The organism is Gemmatimonadaceae bacterium, assembly GCA_020852815.1.
Classification (GTDB): Bacteria; Gemmatimonadota; Gemmatimonadetes; order Gemmatimonadales; family Gemmatimonadaceae; genus SCN-70-22.
The window spans coordinates 446662-466790 of sequence record JADZAN010000002.1; the positions used below are offsets into that span (position 1 = coordinate 446662).

The 20129-nt window shown below is 68.5% G+C and carries 14 protein-coding genes; 3 read left to right on the top strand and 11 right to left on the bottom strand.

The genetic code is table 11. The annotated features are described in order from the left end of the window. Positions 1 to 31: 31 nt before the first annotated feature. Positions 32 to 1546: an O-antigen ligase family protein gene (locus IT359_02840; protein MCC6927907.1), complete on the bottom strand. Its 1515-nt coding sequence runs from the start codon at positions 1544 to 1546 to the stop codon at positions 32 to 34. A gap of 209 nt (positions 1547 to 1755) precedes the next feature. On the opposite strand from IT359_02840, the gene IT359_02845 reads away from it, so the two are divergent. Continuing rightward, a complete protein-coding gene (locus IT359_02845; GenBank protein ID MCC6927908.1) occupies positions 1756 to 2772 on the top strand; it encodes an NAD-dependent epimerase in 1017 nt (338 codons plus the stop codon). A 59-nt stretch (positions 2773 to 2831) separates the two neighbouring features. Here the strand turns inward: IT359_02845 and cysC are convergent, their stop codons facing one another. Genes cysC through sat form a run of 4 tightly spaced genes read right to left on the bottom strand, consistent with a single transcriptional unit; the run spans position 2832 to position 7580 of the window. Continuing rightward, positions 2832 to 3437: an adenylyl-sulfate kinase gene (cysC, locus tag IT359_02850; protein MCC6927909.1), complete on the bottom strand. Its 606-nt coding sequence runs from the start codon at positions 3435 to 3437 to the stop codon at positions 2832 to 2834. Between the two features lie 7 nt (positions 3438 to 3444). Then, complete coding sequence (locus tag IT359_02855; protein ID MCC6927910.1) at positions 3445 to 4962, bottom strand: DASS family sodium-coupled anion symporter; 1518 nt, start codon at positions 4960 to 4962, stop codon at positions 3445 to 3447. A gap of 6 nt (positions 4963 to 4968) precedes the next feature. Further along, positions 4969 to 5826 (bottom strand): PHP domain-containing protein, encoded by an 858-nt coding sequence (locus IT359_02860; GenBank protein ID MCC6927911.1) that lies wholly within the window; start codon positions 5824 to 5826, stop codon positions 4969 to 4971. Between the two features lie 8 nt (positions 5827 to 5834). Then, on the bottom strand, positions 5835 to 7580 hold the full coding sequence (gene sat, locus IT359_02865; GenBank protein MCC6927912.1) for a sulfate adenylyltransferase: 1746 nt from the start codon (positions 7578 to 7580) through the stop codon (positions 5835 to 5837). Positions 7581 to 8008: 428 nt separating this feature from the next. On the opposite strand from sat, the gene IT359_02870 reads away from it, so the two are divergent. After that, a complete protein-coding gene (locus tag IT359_02870) occupies positions 8009 to 9814 on the top strand; it encodes a sulfatase (protein MCC6927913.1) in 1806 nt (601 codons plus the stop codon). Between the two features lie 3 nt (positions 9815 to 9817). On the opposite strand, the gene IT359_02875 is transcribed toward IT359_02870, so the two are convergent. After that, positions 9818 to 10552, bottom strand: coding sequence for a class I SAM-dependent methyltransferase (locus IT359_02875; GenBank protein MCC6927914.1), 735 nt, complete (start codon positions 10550 to 10552; stop codon positions 9818 to 9820). Beyond that, positions 10549 to 12450: a hypothetical protein gene (locus IT359_02880; GenBank protein ID MCC6927915.1), complete on the bottom strand. Its 1902-nt coding sequence runs from the start codon at positions 12448 to 12450 to the stop codon at positions 10549 to 10551. Before IT359_02880 ends, IT359_02875 begins: the two co-directional genes overlap by 4 nt. 254 nt (positions 12451 to 12704) lie before the next feature. Here IT359_02880 and IT359_02885 point away from each other — a divergent pair, with 254 nt between their 5' ends. After that, positions 12705 to 13718, top strand: coding sequence for an NAD(P)-dependent oxidoreductase (locus IT359_02885; protein MCC6927916.1), 1014 nt, complete (start codon positions 12705 to 12707; stop codon positions 13716 to 13718). A 23-nt stretch (positions 13719 to 13741) separates the two neighbouring features. Here the strand turns inward: IT359_02885 and IT359_02890 are convergent, their stop codons facing one another. From IT359_02890 to IT359_02905, 4 genes are read right to left on the bottom strand one after another with little or no spacing between them, the layout of a single operon-like run. Next, on the bottom strand, positions 13742 to 14977 hold the full coding sequence (locus tag IT359_02890) for a metallophosphoesterase (GenBank protein MCC6927917.1): 1236 nt from the start codon (positions 14975 to 14977) through the stop codon (positions 13742 to 13744). Between the two features lie 18 nt (positions 14978 to 14995). Next, positions 14996 to 18277, bottom strand: coding sequence for a right-handed parallel beta-helix repeat-containing protein (locus tag IT359_02895; GenBank protein MCC6927918.1), 3282 nt, complete (start codon positions 18275 to 18277; stop codon positions 14996 to 14998). Then, a complete protein-coding gene (locus tag IT359_02900; GenBank protein MCC6927919.1) occupies positions 18274 to 19440 on the bottom strand; it encodes a hypothetical protein in 1167 nt (388 codons plus the stop codon). Before IT359_02900 ends, IT359_02895 begins: the two co-directional genes overlap by 4 nt. Next, a complete protein-coding gene (locus tag IT359_02905; GenBank protein MCC6927920.1) occupies positions 19440 to 20126 on the bottom strand; it encodes a DUF4956 domain-containing protein in 687 nt (228 codons plus the stop codon). The genes IT359_02900 and IT359_02905 overlap by 1 nt, the downstream gene beginning before the upstream one ends. Positions 20127 to 20129 lie beyond the last annotated feature (3 nt).

Below are 20129 nucleotides of genomic sequence, written 5' to 3' on the forward strand. Positions count from 1 at the left end.
CCCTCGAATGCTGACCGGAATCAGGCACGCGCTACGCCCGCGCCGCGCGAATGCGCGGCCCCGCGCGCCCCTGCTCGTAGTCGTCGACCTCCTTCGTCGCCACCTGCGCGGCCGCGAGGATCAGGGCAAGGTGCGTGTAGGTGAACGTCACGTGCGCGAACGTCCCGAACATCCCGGCCAACCCAAAGCAGAGCAGCGCCAGAAGGAGCATCTTGAGTTGGTTGGCGTATTCCTCGGAGTAACTCCGCACGCGTCGCATTGCCGCGATGCCCGGCACGACCACCGCGCCGATCATCGCAGTCCACAGGAAGAAGCCGAGATACCCCGTTTCGCCCAGGACCGTGAGATACGTGTTGTGCGCGTCGCGCGCGCCGCCGGCAATTCGCTTGAAGGCCTGACGTCGCGAGTAGAAGGCGTGGGCGTAGGGATACGAACCCCACCCCACACCAATGATCGGCCACTCCTCGTGCACCTGCCACGCGACCTTCCAGATCTCGAACCGCTGCTCGGCTGAGCGCGAGTCGTTGGCTTCGGTCAGGTCGCCGGCTTCCGTTGCCGCCTTGAGGCTGCCCAGTCGCTCCCACACGCCGCTGGGTGCGAAGACGCCGACCACGACCGCCACGGCGAGCAGGCTGAAGATCGTCTTGGCGCGCCCCTTCCCCTGTACCAGGAAGTACACGAGCACCGTGGCGCCAATCGCCACGATTGCCCCGCGCGACTGCGTCATGAAGATGATCATCGGAATCGCCGCGATGCCGATGAGGGCGGCGTTGCGAATGAGCTTGAGCCGCTCGGTGTAGACGAGCGCCACGCACAGCCCCAGCGGGAGCATGAGGAGCGCCGCCATGTCGTTGGGGTTCTCGAAGGCGTGGTTCCACGCAACGCGCCCCTGCGTGGCGGCGCGATACACAAACCAGTTGAAGATCCCGCCGCGCACCGGGAAGAGCGCGTACAGCGCGAGATAGTAGAAGAGGTAGAAGCGGATGCGCGCCCGGTTCGTGAGCACGGCCAGCGACACGAGGGTGATGACAAACACCTTCACCATGTCCTCGAACGGCTTCCAATCCTTCTGGCCGAATGGCGACGCCCGGAAGCCGATGGCGACGATGACGAGGAAGAGCGCCATCAGGACCATCGGAAGCGGGAACTTCCACTTCTCCGTCTTGCTGAAGGTGACCCCGATGACGGCGGCGACGATGGCCACCTGCCCCAGGTTCACGAGGTACGACGTGACGACGAAGATGTAGAGGAGGAACGCGACGTAGCCGAGCGACCAGTCAACGCCCTGCCACGGCCACTTGAAGGCGTCCTCGATGCGCGGAAAGGCCCCGAACCAGCCGGCCGTTCCCCCAGCCTGCGCGGGGGTCGCCTCGCCTTGGCGCGAGCGCCACCGTCCGCGCCACGTCCCCGCCGCCGGCGGCACGGGAGACGGCTCAGGCGGTGAGGTAATCGGAGGGAGGGGGGGGAGGGCGTCACCCAGCGCCGGCGCCGCGTTGCCGCCGCGCCAGCGCGCCGATCTCCAGCCGCCCTCTGCCTGTGGTCTCATGACGACGTTCCAACTCCCTGAACCGCGTTTTGGGTCCTGTCTGAGGACGGTTGGCGTCCTCGACGTGCAACCCCTTCGCCCATGCAAGTTACGCGCACGCAGCGGTGCGGCACCCTTCTCGCGACTGGGGAGTACACCGCACCCCGCTGATCGGTCATCTTGTCTTCACCCTGCGCGCCAGGGAGTCGGATACGCCGGGACCAAGACAAATCGACGTGAAAACCATCCTCGTAACCGGCGCCGCCGGCTTCATCGGGTTCCACCTCGCCCAGCGGCTCCTCGCACGCGGCGACCGGGTCATTGGCCTCGACAACCTCAACGAGTACTACGACCCGGCCCTCAAGCACGCCCGGCTGGCCGTGCTGCGGAAGGAGCCCGACTTCGACTTCCGGCTGCTCGACCTGGCCGACGACGACGGGATGCGAGCCCTATTCGACGGAGCCCGCTTCGACGCCGTCGCGCACCTGGCGGCCCAGGCCGGCGTGCGGTACTCGCTCCAGAACCCACACGCCTACGTGAAGAGCAACGTACAGGGGTTCCTCAACATCCTGGAGGGGTGCCGGCATCACGCCATCCCGCACCTGGTGTACGCCTCCACCAGCTCCGTGTACGGGGCCAGCACCGCCATGCCCTTCTCGGTCCACAAGGGCGCCGACCATCCGCTGACCATCTACGCCGCTACCAAGCGCGCCGACGAACTCATGGCGCACTCCTACGCGTCGCTGTTCGGCATTCCGTGCACCGGGCTGCGCTTCTTCACCGTGTACGGGCCCTATGGCCGGCCGGACATGGCGCTCTTCATCTTCCTCAAGGCGATGCTGGCCGGCGAGACGATCCCGGTCTTCAACCACGGGGAGATGCAGCGCGACTTCACCTATGTGGGCGACATCGTCGAGGGCTTCGTTCGCGCGATCGACCACCCGGCCACTCCTAACCCGCACTGGGACGGGGCCAATCCCGACCCCGCGACCTCGGCTGCGCCGTACCGGCTCTACAACATCGGTAACCAATTGCCCGTCCGCCTGCTCGACATGATTAGGCTGCTGGAGAAGCACTCGGGGGTGACGGCCCGGCTGGAGATGCTCCCGATGCAGCCCGGCGACGTCCCGGCCACCTGGGCCGACAGCTCGGACCTGGCGCGCGACCTGGGCTTTGCCCCGCAGACCTCGCTCGACGAGGGGGTGGGGCGCTTCGTGGCGTGGTATCGCGCCCACTACGCGGCCTAGTCAAGGAAAGCGGGCGCGCCACGTGAATGCGCCGGCGCCCTCGTGTCAGAACTGCTTCCTCAGAAATAGCCCTGCGCCGACAGTCGCTTGAGCAGCTCCTCTTCCTTGCTCGGCGCCGGCCGGTCGGAATCGCGGGGGATGATCCCGATCAGCTCCAGCGTGCTCAGCACCTTCCACGCGGCGTCGTCCACCGATTCACGGTCGGCGTGGATGTGCACTTCGGGTTCGAGGGGCGCTTCATACGGCGCGTTGATCCCGGTGAATTCCTCGATCTCTCCGCGCCGCGCCTTCGCGTACATCCCGTCGATGTCGCGCGCTTCGGCGACTTCGACGGGGCACTCCACGTACACCTCGATGAAGTTCGTCGTGTTCTGCCGCACCTCGTCGCGCGTGGCGCGATAGGGTGATACCGCGGCGCAGATGGCGATGACGCCGTTGCGCGACAGGAGCTTGGCCACATAGCCAATGCGGCGCACGTTCTCCTCGCGATCCGCCCTGGAAAAGCCGAGCCCGCGGGACAGCGACTCGCGCACCTCCGACCCGTCGAGCAGCTCCGTGGCGAAGCCGCGCTCCAGGAGCTGGCGATACACGGCGTGCGCAATGGTCGACTTCCCCGATGAGGGGAGCCCGGTGAACCAGACCACGGCGCCGTAGTTCGCGGTCATGTGCGCGTCACACCAATCCGAGGATGGGCCACCAGAGCCAGGCCACGAGGAGAACGATCGCGATGGAGGCGACGGTCATGATTGCCCCCGCCTTCACGACGTCCATCATGCGAAGATAGCCGCTGGCGAAGACGATGGTGTTGGGCGCCGACGAGAAGGGGAGCGCGAAGTCCAGCCCGGCACCGATGGAAGTGGCGAGGGTGAGGGCCACGGGCGACGCTCCCAGCGTCTTGCCGAGCGAGAAGGCCAGGGGGAGCATGACCGCCACGGCCGCGGCGTTGCTCATGAACTCGGAGAGGATGAGCGAACCGACCAGGACCGCTCCCACGGCGAGCAGGGGAGGGAACGATTGGTCGCCCACCATGCGCTCGACGATCCAGCGCGCGGCGCCGGTCCTGTCGATGACGGCGCCGAGGGCGATGGCACCGCCGTACATGAGGACGATGTTCCAGTAGATCCGGCGCTCCGCCTCCTCCCACTCGATGGCCCGCGTGGCAAAGAGCGCGGCGGCGCCAAGAAGGGCAATGACCGCAAGGTCGAAGCGGTCGCCAACCAGGATCCACGCCGCGATGGTGAGCGTCGCGATGGTCGCCACTTTCCACTGGCGAGCCTGCATGGGGCCAAGCTGCCGCACCTGCGCCTCGAGCATCACGCGCGCCGAGGTGAACGAGACCTCCTCCCGTGGAAATGTCCATCGCAGAATGAACGGGACGACGGCCACGCCAAGCACGATCATGGGGATGGCGGCGGCCACCCATTCGCCGAAGGAGATGGTGCGCCCGTACGACTCGCGCAGCATCCCCAGGGCGAGCGCGGCACGCGTGCTCCCGAGGAACGAGGCGTTGGAGCCGACCATTGCCCCCCACCCTAACGACAGGAAGAGCGTCTTGGCGTAGTTGCTGTGCAGCGGTCGCAGGCGCAACGCCTGCGCCACCTCGACGGCGATGGGGAAGAGCATCGCCGACGTTGCCTGGTTAGGCATCCACATGGTGCCGAACGCCGCGGCGAGCATCATTCCCGTGGCAAAGGCGTAGGGCGACCGCTCGAAGTAGCGCAGGAAGAGGAGGGCGCTGCGCTTGCTGAGCCCACTGTCCACCATCGCCCCGCCGATAATGAAGACCCCGATGAGGAAGAAGACGGCGGAGTTGCCGAAGGCGGCGAATGCCTCGCTCGTCTTCATCGCCCCCGTGATGGCGAGGAGTGCGATGGAGAGCAGCCCCGTCACGCCGAAGGGGACGGCGTTGGTGACCCAGAGCGTCGTGCAGAGGAGAAAGATGGCGCACCCCGTTTTCCCCTGGGGAGTGAGACCGGCGGGGAGCGGGGCGAGGTAGATCCACAGCGAGACGGCGATGCCGATGACCAGAATCGCGCGCTGCCCGATCTCCTCCCACGAACGGCTCGGCGGCGGCGGCGGTGGCTCTGCGGGGAGTTGGCGCTCCTCCGGCCAGCGGAAGGCGGCCGGGCGGGGTGGGAGCGCTCCGCCCGAGGCGGCGGGGCGTTGGTGGTCCGGCGGGTGCGCTGTCATGGCGCGTTAGCTGGCGAGCGCTGCGCCGCGCCGCGCAATGGCCACCTTGAGCGCCTCGACGTGCGAATAGGGGAGCTTGATGCGCCCCATCAGCCGCCCTTCGTTCACATCGCCGTGATCGTCCGAGCCGCCGGTCACGAGGAGCCGATGTCGCAGGGCGAGCGCAGCGAAGTGGGCGGTCTGCGCGCTGTCGTGCTGCGGATAGTGGACCTCGATCCCGTCGAGCCCCCAGGCGACGAACTGGGCGATCTCCGCGTCGGAGAGCCTGGTGCGCCCCGGGTGCGCGGCGACAGCCACGCCTCCCGCGGCGTGGATCGCGGCGATGGCCTCCTGGGGCGAGACCTTGACGCGCTGGACGTAGCAGCGCCCGCCGTCGAGGATGAGCTCAGGGGTGAAGGCCGACTTCACGTCCGGGACGATCCCCGCCTCCACCATGGCGCGCGCCACGTGCGGACGCCCGATGTTCTCGGTCCCCCCCGCGATCTCGACCACGCGGTCGAAGGAGACGGCGTAGCCGCATTCGTTGAGCTTCCGAACCATCCCCCACGCCCGCGCAAAGCGCCCGTCGCGCAGCGAGTGCAGCAAGTGGGAGAAGTCGGTGGCCCCGGGAGCGATGCCGAAGGCGAGCATGTCGACCTGTCGCTCGTTGCCATCGAGCGTGGAGATCTCGCAGGCCGGAATGAGCTCGATGCCTAACGCCTGAGCCGCCGCCAATCCCTCGGCGATTCCGCCCAGGGTGTCGTGGTCGGTGAGGGCGATCGCGGCAAAGCCCATGGCGTGGGCCCGCCGCACCACTTCCGACGGCGCATCGGAGCCGTCGGAAGCGGTGGAGTGCAGTTGCAGGTCGGCGTACCGGTCGTGCATGGCGCCGCTCACGCCGGGGACTTGTACGCCTCGATGAGGATGCGCGCCAGCTCGGGGCGGGTGAACTCCGGGGGTGGAAGCTCGCCGGCGGTGAGCATCTCACGCACCTTGGTCCCGGAGAGGATGACGTGGTGCGTCTTGTCGTGCGGGCAGGTGCGCGTGGACGCCATGTTGCCGCAGGTGGCGCAGTAGAAGGTGTGCTCGAACTTGAACGGCGTGATGCCGAGTTCGTGGGCCGGGAACTTGTCGATCAGGAGCTGCGCGTCGTAGGAGCCGTAGTAGTTCCCCACGCCGGCGTGGTCGCGCCCGACGATGAAGTGCGTGCAGCCGTAGTTCTTGCGGGCAATGGCGTGCCACACCGCCTCGCGCGGGCCGGCGTAGCGCATCGCCGCCGGGAAGACCGAGAGCATCGCGCGGTTCTTCGGGTAGTAGTGCGCGAGGATCTCCTCGTAGGTCTTCATGCGCACATGGGCCGGGACGTCGTCCGACTTGGTGGCCCCAACGAGCGGATGCAGGAGCAGGCCGTCGACGATCTCCATCGCGACCTTCTGCAGGTACTCGTGCGCGCGGTGCACGGGGTTGCGCGTCTGGAAGCCGACCACCGTCTTCCATCCCAATTCGTCGAAGCGCTGGCGCGTCTCGAGCGGCGTGAGGCGGTATTCGTTGAACAGCTCGTGCACCGGGCGGTTGATCACCTGCACCGGGCCGCCCAGCAGGACCTCTCCCTGCGCCATGAGGCGCGCCACGCCGGGATGCGCCGTCTCGGTGGTGCCAAAGCACTGCTGCGCCTCGCGCGCCTTGTCGTACTCGTAGATGTCGGTGACCTGCATGATCCCCATCAACTGCCCATTGGGATCGCGCAGGGCGATCTCCTCTCCGATGGCGATCGTGGCCGCCTGTTCCTTCGTGACGGCCTTGGTCACCGGGAGCGCCCAGACGAGGCCGTCCGACAGGCGCATCGAGTCGACGACGGTGACGTAGTCGGCCTTGCGCATGAAGCCCACGAGCGGCGACAGCGCGCCGACGCCGATCATCTCCAGGTCGCTGGCCTCGCGATCGTCGAGGTCGAAGTGCTTGAGCTCCCTGGCATGCTCGATGGCCTGCAGCCGCTTCTCCCCCTTGAGCTCGCGGTCGACGAGGATGCCGCCGTGAGGTGCAATGGGGCCGGGAACGCGCTTTCCCCGCTCGACGAGCCTGGCCGCCTCGGCACGGTCAGCCGCAACGCCGCCACCGAGATAGCCCTTCGCCTCGAGCATGCGCATGACCTTGAGCGCGCTCTCCTCGATCGATTCCTTGTCGGTGTCGAGGGTGAGTTCAGGGTTGGTGGGCTCCTCGTAGGGATCGTTGACCCCCGTGAAACCCTGGATCTCCCCGGCCATCGCCTTCTTGTACATCCCCTTCACGTCGCGCTCGACGAGGACTTCGAGTGGCGTGCGGACGTACACTTCACAGAAGTCGCCAATCTCGGTGCGCGCGTTGTCGCGCATGCGCGCGTAGGGCGAAATGAAGCACGAGAGGACAACCACGCCGTTGCGTGTGAGGACCTTCGACACGAAGGTCACGCGCTCGATGTTCTTGTCGCGATCCTCCTTGGAGAAGCCGAGATCACGGCAGAGAGTCTGACGCACGACGTCTCCGTCGAGGCGTTCCGACAGGATGTGGCGCTCCTGCAACAGCTCGTGAACGCGGCGTGCGACTGTGGTCTTTCCAGACCCCGAGAGACCTGTAAACCAGACGGTGACTCCTCTGCTCATGACGACCTTGCGTAGGTGTAAGGAATGACTTCCTGCATGCGATAGGGAGGCGCGAGAGCCAACGGCGCCTGTTGGACGTGACCACCTTGTCAACATACATCCCGGGCCTTGCGGGCCGGTGCCCCGATCTTGCAATAGCGTTGCCTGACCAAGTCGGCGTCTGGGTCGTCCCTTGCACGGCGTCTCCGTGCCTGTGCGCCCGCACGCCGCTTCTCCCGACGGGCGGAGCGCCCTCCCCGCAACTCCGAGGACCAGCCAGCGTGTACATCGGACCCGACTCCCTGATGCCGATCGCCTCGGTTCTCGCGGCGATTGCCGGCTTCTTCCTCATGTTCTGGCGTCGCGTGGTCGGGGCCGTGAAGCTCGTGGCCAGCAAGTTCTCCTCGAAGCGCTGATCCGCCTGGCGACGCCCCCGCCGGCGAGCGCCAATGAGTGAACGGTTTCGCGCCTCCTCCCGCCCGTTCGTCGTCGCCGCCATCGCCGCGACGTGGGCCGGGGGACTTCACGCTGCGATCCTCGGCGCCAAGCACGCCGTGCTCGGACAATTCATCTGGTCCAGTCGCGACGTCATCTGGATGGCGCCGATTGGCTACTTCATCGTGTTCGCGGCGCTTGCCGTTCCGCTCGCTCTGGTGGCCCTCGTTCGCCCGAACTGGATCCCCGCGCGAGTCGTCACCTTCGCCTTTGCGGCGCTCGCGGCGTTTTCCGTCGGGTTGCTCTTCGGGCGCATTCACTGGCTGGCCTCACTCGCCCTCGCCGTCGGCGTCGCGTTTCGCCTGGCGCAGTGGGCCGGTGCGGAGAGTTCGCGTGGCGGACGGCGCGCGCTAAGCTGGGCGACCGCCGCGGTCGCCTTCCTCCTCCTCGGTGGCGCCCTGGCGCTGCGCGCGCGGCGTGCATCGCGCGATGCGCGCGCGGTCGCCGGCGCCGAGCGCGCGAGCGACGAGTCACCCAACGTCCTCTACATCATCCTCGACACAGTGCGCGCCCGTTCGTTGAGCGCGTACGGCGCGCGCGCGGCAACGACGCCGGAGTTGACCCGACTGGCGCAGGAAGGCGTGTTGTTCCGGCATGCCTTCGCCACGGCGCCATGGACGCTCCCATCGCACGCCACGCTGCTCACCGGTCGCGACGTGGCCGAGTTGAGTGCGGCGTGGCTCGTCCCGCTGGACGACTCGACACCAACGCTCGCCGAGGCGTTCTCCTCGAAGGGCTACGCGACCGCCGGCTTTGTCGCGAACCACTTCTACACTGGCTGGGAAATGGGGCTCGGTCGCGGCTTCGGCCGGTACGACGACTACCGCGTCTCGTTCAAGCAGATCCTGCTGAGTACGGCGTTGCTGCAGACGGGCATCGCCACTCGGCTCGCGGCAGCGCATAGTTGGGGTGCGCGCTGGCGGGCCCTGGCGTCGCTCGACGTCCCGCTGCATCCGTCGTTCTACAGCGATCGCAAGACCGCCCCCATGGTGGTGGACGAGTTCCTGCGGTGGCAGCGGGACGTTGGTGCTCGGCGCTTCATGGCATTCCTCAACTTCTACGATGCGCACGAGCCATACGATCCGCCCGCGGACATCGCGCAGCAGTTCGGCGACCCATCGGAGCCGTACGTCCGGTACCAGGGGGCGATCGCGTGGATCGATCGGGAGGTCGGCCGACTGGCGCGCGAGCTCGCTGCGCGTGGGGTGCTCGACCGTACCGTCGTGGTGATCACCTCCGACCATGGCGAGCAGTTCGGGGAACACGGGCTCAAGGGACACGGCAACTCGCTGTATCTCCCGCTCCTGCACGTCCCGCTCGTGATTCGCTATCCGCGCGGCGTACCGGCGGAGACGGTCGTCGACACTCCCGTGTCGCTGCGCGACCTCCCCGCCACCGTGCTGGCCCTCGCCGGCCAGTCGTCAGGCGCAACGATCCCCGGCGTCTCGCTCGACGGATTGTGGAACGGACAGGGGGCACGCCCAAGCCCTATCCTCTCGGAGGTGCGGCAGGAGGGCGATCGCCTCCTCAACGGCGAGGGGCCGCTCGAGCGCGGCGACCTGCGCGGTGCCACGGGCGACTCGTTGCACTACATCCGAAATGGCGACGGCGTCGAGGAGCTCTATGACTTCCGCGCCGACACCGCGGAAGCGCACAACCTCACGGCGCGCGCGGGGAGCGACACGGCGGCGGCACTGCTGCGGCGGCGCGTGCAGGCGATGCCGCCGCATCGTGGCGGGCGGCACTCGCAGCAACGCTAGCGATTACTCGTCGTTCGTCTTGGTGTTGCGCGCCACCATGAGCATCTGCCCCGCGAATGGCTTGAAGGGCATGGAGAGGTACGTGCGCACGATGAGCGGGAGCATGGGCAGGTTGAGGCGCAGCGTCGACTTCATGTTCACCGGCATGAACTTCGGGAAGGCATCGCGAATGGCGAAGCCGTAGGCCTCGAGGAAGTCGTACAGCGATGCGTCGGTGAAGATCTGGATGTGCGTGTAGTCGTCGAAGTACGTCGCCGAGCAGTACTTGAAGTTCGGCTGCATCAGGATCAGCAGCCCGTCCGGCTTGAGAATGCGCCGCATCTCGCGCAGCAGCATCAGCAGGTCGGGGCGATTGAGGTGCTCGAACAGGTTCGAGGCGAAGGCGACATCGAACATGGAGTCCTCGAAGAACTCCATGCTCGTCACCGACGAGACGTGCGTGTGCACGTCCGGCGCGGCGAAGCTCGGAAAGCGCGTGAACACGTCCACCGCGTGTTTCTCGCGCGCGCTGACATTGTTGACAAAATTGCAGTAGCCGGCGCCCAGGTCGAGCACGCGCGAATCGGGGGGGATGTACCGGTTCTGCAGCCACCGCACGACCTCGCGCCACACCAGGTCGCGCCGCGCATCGAAGCCGAAGCGCGTGCTGAAGTAGTTGTCGTACAGCTCGGTGACGGTTTCCCGCCTGGTCGCCGTGCTCCCCTCGTAGGGATCGCGATCCGAATTGAACTCAGTCATCGACCGAACAGCGTGGATTTGGGAAGGCGATACACGCGGGCTATACCGCCCGCGCCGGGACGAATGCCCCGATGCCGCCCGAGGGCGACTGAGTCCAGCACGTACAGCGCCCCGGCCTCATTCTCCTTGGCAAGGAACCCGCCAGCAGGGGGCGGATCGCCGGGGCGCAGGAGCACGTACGCCGGGGCGACCGTGCTGTCCCGGTGGTTCGCATAGTAGTTCCACGCAAGGGGTGAGCCGCCGTACGACTTTTCCGGGACCGCCGGGTTGGCCGGCGGCGGAAAGAGCGCCACGAGCAACTCACTGCGCTTGAAGACGAGCGGATCGCCGGCGCGATACCCCCCGGTTCGGTCCTCCAGCGCCATCCCCACCTCCCGCGTCCCAAGCCAGGGGGTGGTCGTCGGCGGAAGGGAGGCGACGATGGCGATCAGCGCGCCGGCGACGATCGCTCCCCTGAACCACCACGACCGGGGCGCTGCGCGCCAGCACACCGCCAGCGGGAGGATCATCGCCGGCGCGAAGAAGTGCACGGCGAATCGCTGCTGCGTGTAGAAGAAAACGAAGACGGCCGCCGACAGGAGGGAGAGGGCACGCGCCAACTGGTTCTGTCTCCACCAGGCCAGCAGCATCACGGCGGGGACGATGCCGCTGGGAAGGACGACGTACGCGACGCGCTTCACCTCGCGCCACTGCAGGGCGAGCAACCGTTTGGCGAGCGAGCCGGTGGCGTGCTCGGTCCCCGGTGGCGCCGCACCAAGCGCCGACATCAGCCCCGGAACGACCTTCTCCGCCGCGATGCACGCCAGGAGCGAGGCGACGATGATCGCCCCCTCGCGAATGCGCAGCGGGCGGAGGGCGAGCAGCATCGCCACGAGCCAGAAGCCGGCGAAGAGGAGCCCGGCGGGCGAGGTCGCGTACAGGAGCGCGACGAAGAAGGCCATCCACCTCCCCTCACCCCGAATCGTCGCCCCGATGAGGCCGAGCCCCATCGCGACGGTGAGCGTCACGGCGACGCCGGGGAGGGCGATGTCGGCGTGATAGGCCTCGTAGGATGCGTCGAAGGCCATCACGGTCGTGTAGGCGGCCAGGCCGCCCCAGAGGAGCCAGCGGTCCGCCTTCGGGGCATCGGGGGGGCGCTTGAGAAGCGCCGCCAGCCCGGCATACGTCGCCCCCAGCATGAGGATGAAGGGGAGACGAGCCCCCCCCTCCGTCTCACCAAAGAGGCGGACGAACCACGAGATCGGGTACGAGGGGAGAAAGGTCTTGAGCCCCGGATACGTCGACATCCCTCCCGCGGCCGGCGAGAAGAACGGCGAGGCGGAATACAGCATCCGGCGCGCGGCTTCGAACGAGTGCGCGCCGTCGCCGTTCAGGCTCTCCCACAGGAACTTGGGGGCCAGGACTGCCACCAGGGCCGCCGGCATGACGAGCAGCGAAAGGGCCACGGCCTTGTCGCCGGAGTCCCACGGCATCTCGGCGTCGCGCCGCCCCGCCGCGAGTGCAACGACGAAGACGACCGCCGAGAGGGCGACGACGACCAGTGCAAATCCTCGCCCCTGCAACGTGGCGCCAAGGATCGACTGCACCGCGGTGGCGGCCACGCTCACGAGGACGATCGACACCGCAATGCCGCGCAACACCCAGTCGCCGACATTGTTGGCCGCGCGCAACGCCTGGACGGTGAGGAGCCCCGGCGTGAGGAAGAGGACGCAGGCGCTCACCGCGACAACCGGGAAGAGCAGGTACAGCCGAAGGGCTTCGCCGGGAATCCAGTAGGGGTGCGCGGAGCCCCCCAGGCGCCAGAGCGCGGCGGCGCTCTCGACGACATCCGTTCCCAGCAGCGCGGGGAGCGCCAGCGCGAACAGAAGCGCCGACGTGGCAGGGAGTGATCGCCTCACGTGGTCACCGCGTCGCCGCAAGGCGATGGGCTAAAGAAGTGGAGACGGTCGATCGGGGCGTCCATGTAGGCGAGGGTGCCTGGCGGCGACTTGGGAGCGGTCGTGGCGACGGTTGGCCGATGGGCGGGGAGCAAGAAGGAAGCCGATGGGGCTGGCGCGGGCGCTCGTCCCGGAAGACAATGCGTGCTCGCGCTCGCCTCTCTTCCCCTGCGCGCACCCCCAATCGCCCTACGCGTCGATCCGCGACCGCCCTCATGCCCAACGAGACTCACACGGAAGCACTGCTGGCGGGAAGGCGGCGCCGGAGCGTCGTCATCGGCGCAACGGGCTTCATTGGCGGATGGGTGGCGCGCGCTCTGGCGTCGCGAGGTGATGCGCTGCTGCTCGTTGCGCGAGACCTCGAGGCGCTGAGACGCCAGTGGCCGGGCGCCGTTCTCTCTCCCGAGGCGCCGGGCGAGCGCGCCGTCGCACCGACGGTGAGCGTTGCGGCTGGAGACGCGCGCACCATTGACTCGATGGAACGCCATCTGCTGGCGTTTGGGGGAGACACGATCTTCAACCTCGTCGGCTACGGCGTGGACCGCGCCGAGCGGGACGAGGGGCTGGCGATGGCGATCAATCGCGACTTTCCCGTTGCGCTCGCCGAACTCGCGGGCTCGTGGGGCGCGTGCCTCGTGCACGCTGGTTCCGCGCTCGAGTACGGGACCGCGCACGGCGACCTGCGCGAGGACACCGTGCCGATGGCGACCACACGCTACGGCATCACGAAGCTGGCGGGGACCGAGGGGGTGCGCGCCGTTGCCCTTCGGCGCGCGAGCCGGGCGGTGACGGCGCGCCTTTTCACCGTCTACGGGGCGGGGGAACATGCGGGGCGCCTCCTCCCGTCGATCGTCGACCTTGGGGCCGGCGATGCGCCGATTCCTCTCTCGGCGGGGACGCAGCGGCGCGACTTCACCTACGTGGCCGACGTGGTGGAAGGGTTGTTGCGGCTGGCGGACGCGCACCCGGAGCCCGGCGAGCCGGTCAATCTCTGCACGGGACGGCTTCACACGGTCCGCGAATTCGCCGAGGCGGCGGCCGACGCGCTGGGCATCGCGCGCGCACGCCTGGCGTTCGGCGCGATTCCCACGCGCCCCGAGGAGATGGCGCACGACGCCGTGTCGATCGCCCGGCTGCAACGGCTCACCGGGTGGCATCCCGATCCATCGCTCGACGCGGGAGTGCGGCGCGCGGTGGCCGCGTTGCGCGCCGCCGCACCGTTCGCGTAACGCGCGACGCGCGCCAGGCCCGCCTAACGCGCGCGGCGACCCCGCCGCCCGACGACGAATCCGGCGACGAAGCAGGCGACGAGCAGCGCGCCAACCGCTGCCAGCCTCTTGCGCCCGACGACGGTGAGTAGCCATCGCCCCAGCGGCAGTGGCGTCGGCGGCGCGTTGATGAACTTCCACGTCTGCGGCGTGAACTGCGCGGTCGACGACTCGGCGATGGTGTGGACCTTCACGTCGACCGATGGGCCGTCGACGCGCACCTGCAGGAAGTTGTCGAACTGCGAGGAGAGCAGGCGGCTCGACATCATCCCGTGCTGGATCTCCTTCGTGACCGAGTCCTCCAGCGAGGTCTGGAAGTAGCGCACGCCGTCACGCGTGAGGTGCGAGAACTTCATCGGCCCGTAGTCACCCGAGAAGAGCGCGTCGACATGCCCCTTCGCCAGCAGCGGGTGCACGTCACGCCACCACGGTCCATCCTCATCCTGCCACCAGAACAGGTGGTGCATGATGACGAACGTGTGTGCAAAGCCCGGCTTGACGAGTTCGGTTGCGAGCCAGTCCTTCTGCGCCGGCTCGAGATCGGGAGGGCGGACAAACGGATTCTTGCGTGTGTCGCCGTCGGCCGGGATCCAGGGGCTGGCGAGGAGGATCAATCGCGAGTCACCGATGGCAACCGACTGCGGAAGGATGCCGTACCGCTCGCGATAGATGTCGCGCGTCGGGATGTCGTTGATGTCGTGGTTGCCGGGGGCGCGGTACACCGGGACGCCCAGCGTGGCGAGCGCCGAGTCGACATATTCCCACTCGCGTCGCACGGTGGCGTACCCGGCAACGCGCTTGTCGGTCTCGCCCCACACGACATCGCCCGTGAGGACCAGGAAGTCCGGGCGCAGCTGGCGGATGGCCTGCACCACTTCCGGCAACTTGGAGTTGGGGCCCGTGGCGTCGCCGCGCAGGTGCCCGATGACGACGAACGAGTACGGCGCCCCCGCGGCGATCCGCGGTGGAGCCGGCGGGCCTCCCGTGAGCCCTGAGGGGCGCTCGCCGAACGCCGACGACAGGGGAAGCGTGGGCAGTGATGACGCCGTCGGTTGCGACGACGCCGTCGGCTGTGACGACGCCGTCACCTGTGATCCTGGCGGCGACTGGGCGATTGCCGCCGCGGCGGCCACGCCAATCGACATCGTCAGCAGCAATGCGCCCGTCGCCAGGCGACGCCGCGCGCCCCCACTCGTTCGAGGCGCGCGCGCTGCGGGCATGTGCGGTGGTGCAGACATCTATCTGGACGGCCGTGGAGTCGGGCGCGGTGGCGTGGTGGGCGAGGCCGGGATCACGCGGTAGCCGCGCAGGTTGAGGCGCGCGCCGCGCGGGATGGTGAGCCCCGAGTTCGGATCGACCTCCGTGAGCCCCGGGACGGGCGCGAGGTCGAGCGCCACACCACGGTAGGTGCCCGGCGGGAGTGCGACGGTCACGAAGTGCGCGGTGGCGGGATCGCTTCCGAGCGTAAAGTCGCGCTGCACGTCCGCGGTCGCCCCATCGCCGTGCACGATGGCGCGCGACGATCCGGCGTCGCGCCCCGCCAACTCGAGCACCAGCGAGCCGCCCGCCGGCAGCGACCATCTCACGGCGCGGGCGGCGCGTCCCGCATGTCGCGAGACTTCGAGCACCAGCGCGTCGCGACGCTTCTCGAGGCGTGTCATCCCGCCGCTCGCCACCCATCCACCCGATACGTCGGCAAAGTCGTCGGTGAAGCTCTGGACGTCGACGGGTGAGGTGGGCGCCACCTCGCGCCACCCAGCCACCAGCCCCGGGCTTGCGCCTGGCGGCACGGCGATCCCCTCCATGCGGTACAGCCACGCAAGGTCCGAGGGCTCTACCACCACCGCCGACCCCGCCGAGTCGAGCCCCGCCACGCCGGCAAGCGTGAGGCGCGAGAACTCGTCGCGCACGCGCGGCGTCCGGTTACCGCTGAAGATCGTTTGTGCCACCGTCGCCCAGCCTCCGCCGCCGTAACGCCAGTTCTTCCGGCGCTCGCGCAACCCCGTCTTGTTGTCCACCACGCGGTTGTGCAGCAGGATCGGGTCGGAGCGGTCCTTCACCTCGATCCCGATGTTGCACTTGAAGATGTCGTTGTTGAAGACGAATGGCGTGCTCGCCTCGCCAATGGAAATCCCCTTGTCGCCCGAGCCGCTGACGCGGTTGCCGATGATGCGCGGCGTCGATGTCATGAGGTCGATGCCGTCACCACCGGCGTCGACGATCGTGTTGTCGATGAGCTCACCGCTGGCGATGTCGAGGTCGATCGCGTCGGAGTTGCCGCGGATGACGGAGGAGTGGCGCAGGTAGAAGCGCGTGTGCAGGGCGTGGAAGGTGTCGTCGCTCCGCAGGTTGTCGCGGAAGATCGAGTGCTCCACCACCACGCCGTCGGCGCGGTGGATGTTGAACATGCCGATGTACTCCACGCGGTTGACGATCGCGCCGCCCCCCTGCGCCACCTCGACAAACTGGAAGATGCTGCTGTCCGCGCCATGCCCCTGGATGGAGAAGGTCCCCCACGGCACGCCCTCGGTGAGCGGCAGGACGCGGATCGGGCGCTCACGGGTGCCCAGCGCGAGCACGCGACCATAGGAGACGAGCGACTGGTCGGGCGCGAGGCGGATGGTCGTGCCGGGTTCGATCACCAGCGTGTCCTTGGCGGCGATCACGAGCGTCTGCTCGAGGCGCACGTCGCCAGCGAGGCGATGGACCGATCCGCGCGACTCGGCGAAGCGCCACGGGTGCCACCCGGTCCCCTCACGCACCGCGCCCCCCGCCTCCCACGACACGCCAGCCGCCGGCGCCCCCGTGACACGGTTGGTGAGGCGCGGGGCGAGCGTTGTGGCTGACGGCAGCCCCGTGACGAACAGGCGGTACGGGACGTGCCCGCGACGGATCTCGGGGCCGGTCGCGTCCCATCCCGAGTAGAGCACGACCGGTGTCGCCAGTTGCAACTGCGCGGCACCGCCCGCGTCGCGCGTCACCGACGTGGCCACCGCGGGGTCCGCCTCGTCGAGCACGCCGTTGAGGTTGCGATCCAGCCGTACGGTGACCGCCCCCGCGGGCGCCGCGGTGGTCGTGAAGCCCTGCAGCTCCGCACCAACCCAGCCGCGCGTTTCCAGGTCGACGATCGTCACCCCCGCGGCCGGCGTGGCGTTGATGGCCACGGTGTCGTCCGACAGCCGCTGGCGAAGCAGCCGCGCATTCCGGCGGATCAATGCCATCGCCTCGTCGCCCGTCCCCACGTCGGGAATCAGGGCGCCTCGCAGGCGATCGTAGGCCAGGTAATTCGCGTAGCGATGCTCGACGCCGCGCACGATGGAGTCGAGCCGCGCGAGGAAGGCGTCGTCCTTGAGGCGCGAGGCAAGGTCGGCCACCGCCGAGTCGACCACGAACGGGTCGCGCATCATCGCCTGGTACCACGGGTTCACCGGCTGCTGCGGGACAGCCAGGTCCATGAGCCGCGTATCCCACGGAATGGGATGCAGCAGCTGTGTGGACGGGTCCTCGTAGATGAGCTGGTTGTGGACCGCGTCGTCGTGGTACGGGTCGCCGGCAAGCAACAGGTAGGAGAGCAGGCGCGCGAACTCGCCGCGGTACACACGCCGCATCAGGCGCTCATGGTCGGCAAATGTCGTCCCGGCAATGTCCTGCAGCAGGAGGCGGAGCTGACCCGTCCCCGCCGAGGTCACGCGGTCGTTGGCCGACGCGCGATCCCACGGGACGAGGTTCTCGAACAGGTTGCGGTTCTGCCCCTTGTAGTAGGAACCGCGCTCCGCCGCGTCGCCGCGGAAGATGTTCCCGGGCATGCGGTCGAAGGGGCGCAGGAACGACTCGTCCACGACCTCGACGAACCGGAACGTGCCGTAGAAGCGGTTGTTCAGGTACACGGCGACGATGTCGGTGGACGGCGCCAGGAGCCCGTACTCCTGCGACATGCGGTTGGCGAGGAACGAGGGGACGACATCCTTCCCCGACAAGCCAAACTGGCGAAAGCGCTTGAAGAAGTCGTCGCGCGGCGTGCGCACCGTCATGGACCGCTTCTCGGTGAGCCAGTGCACGCTGTTGTCGCCGCGCTTGCGCACCCGCACCTTGATGGCCGACTTGCCGTACTTGAGGTCGGCGTCGAGCCAGGCGCCCCACTCGTTCTCGCGATCGATCTCCATCGAGTCCCAGCGCACCGCGGGAAGGCTGAGCTGGACGATGCCCGGCGCCGTGTCCTCGGGGGACAGCGACTCCCGCAGCTGCAACCCGCGCGGGAGCGAGCGCACGCCGTCGACGCGCGCGCTGAACAGCGACTGGATCGACCGCGCCTTCGAGAAGTAGTCGTCGTACTCCCGCGCATGCGCGTAGTCGCGCGCCGCCGCCCCGTACAGGAACGTCAGCGCCGCCAGCGGGAGCATCGAGACGAGGAGGGCATCGCGGAAGCGCAGCCCGGCCCAGAGGCGCTGCAGCACGTTTGGTCTGCCGCGCTCCGTGACGGCCGCAGCGGGAGCACCGGCGCTGGTGCGCGGCGTCGTCATGGCGCGTCTCCCCTGACGCCGGGTGGAAGCCAGCGAACCTGCGCATAGAGCCGGTCGGCGTCGGCGGCGTCGACAAAGGTCGCGGTCAGCAGGCGCGCATGCGCCAGCGCGTCCCACCGCAGCAGGTTGCGGTAGCTCTTGCGCACCATGGCCCACGTCCCCTGGTCGGCGGGCTTGAACAACCGCAGGCGCAGCTGCACGCGCGCAATCGGCGCACCCACGCCGGGCACGGGAACGACCAGCGCCGACGTGGTGTCCTTGGGAAGCCAGGCGATGGTGTCGCGCGCCATGTCAGCGGCGCGAAGCGTGGACAGGTCGAGGGGCACCCGCGCACGCCCCGCGGCGTCGCCGGCGCGCAAGGCCGTGACCACCGCCGCCGAGTCGAGCGCTACCGCGAACCCCCCGGTGCGAACGTGCAGCTCGCCAGCCGGGGCCGGCTGCGTGAAGGCGAACTCCACGTCGTGCGCCTCCCCGTCGGTGGGCACAAGGACGGTGACGCTGGAATCGCCTAACGCGACCGTCACGCGCTGCGGGAAGTAGCTGCCAAGGTACGCCTCCCACGCCGTCACCACGGGCTCGAACTCGCCGCGGTCCATGTAGTACGACATATAGCCGCGCACCGATGGCAGGTGCGCCGGGAACTTGCGCAGGGCGGCGGCGTAGCCGTCCTTCGCCTCCTCGGCCATGGCCCAACCGCTCAGCAGCCGCTGCGCAGCCTGGGCGTAACCCACGTGGTTCTGGAAGTTCAGCGAGTCGAAGGCGACCAGCCGCTCCCACGTGCGCATCGCGGCGCCGCTCTTTCCCGCCTTCTCGTGGCTCAGGGCGAGAATGCGCAGCAGGTACTCGCGTTCCCGGTCGCGGGCAAAGCGATTGGAGCGCGCCGGGTAGATGCCGTCGAGTCGCTCGAGATACGCCGCGGCCCCCGCGAAGTCACCGCGCTGGTAGAGCGCCACCCCGTCGCCCAGCCGCTCGTTCCATCGCCATTCGTAGCGATCGACGGCGCGCCCCAGCAGCGTGAGCACGGCCTGGCGCGCCGGCCGCACCAGCGTGATGAGGCAGAGCAGCGCCGTGCCCGCCAGCCACAACGCCGCGAGCCGCCGCTCGTGGCGGCGGAAGGCGGCGACCAGCGTTGGCGCCTGGACCGGCTCGCTCCGCACCGTCATCAGACGTCGATGTTCTCCCGCCCAGTCAGGAGGGCGACCTGAGCGCCGTTGGTGAGCCGGCGCAGCTCATCCACGAAGGCCGCGTCCGCCGTTCCCGGCTTGAACTCGACCGAGTACACCAGCTCAACCAGGCTCCCGTCGCGCAGCGTCTCCACGCTCAGCAGCGAGTACTCGCGCAGCGATCGGTAGAACAGCTCGCTGAAGGCGTTGGCGTAGTCGAGCGACGCCGGCACGTGGACCTTGAGCAGCTGCTCGCGACGCGTCGAGCTCCCGATGCCGAAGCGCGCCATGGCGTAGGCCGCGCCGCAGGCAAAGAAGGTGTAGACCACCGCCGTCGTGTAGAAACCGGTCCCCACCGCCATGCCGATTGCCATCGCCATGAAGATGAAGGCGACGTCTCGCGAATCCTTGACGGGGTTGCGGAAGCGGATGATCGAGAGCGCCCCTACCAGCGTGAACGCCCGCGCGATGTTGCTCCCGATGATCAGCATGATCACCGACACGGTGACGCCCAGCAGCACCATGGCGTGCACGAGCGACACCGAGTAGGAGAGGCCGCGGTGCGACTGGCGATAGAAATACGCCAGCATCAGGCAGAGCACGAAGCTCAGGCCGAGCGCCACGAAGACTTCGATGAGGCCGAAGGTGTTGCCCGATGGGGCGCCCTGGCGAAGGAACTCGTCCACTGT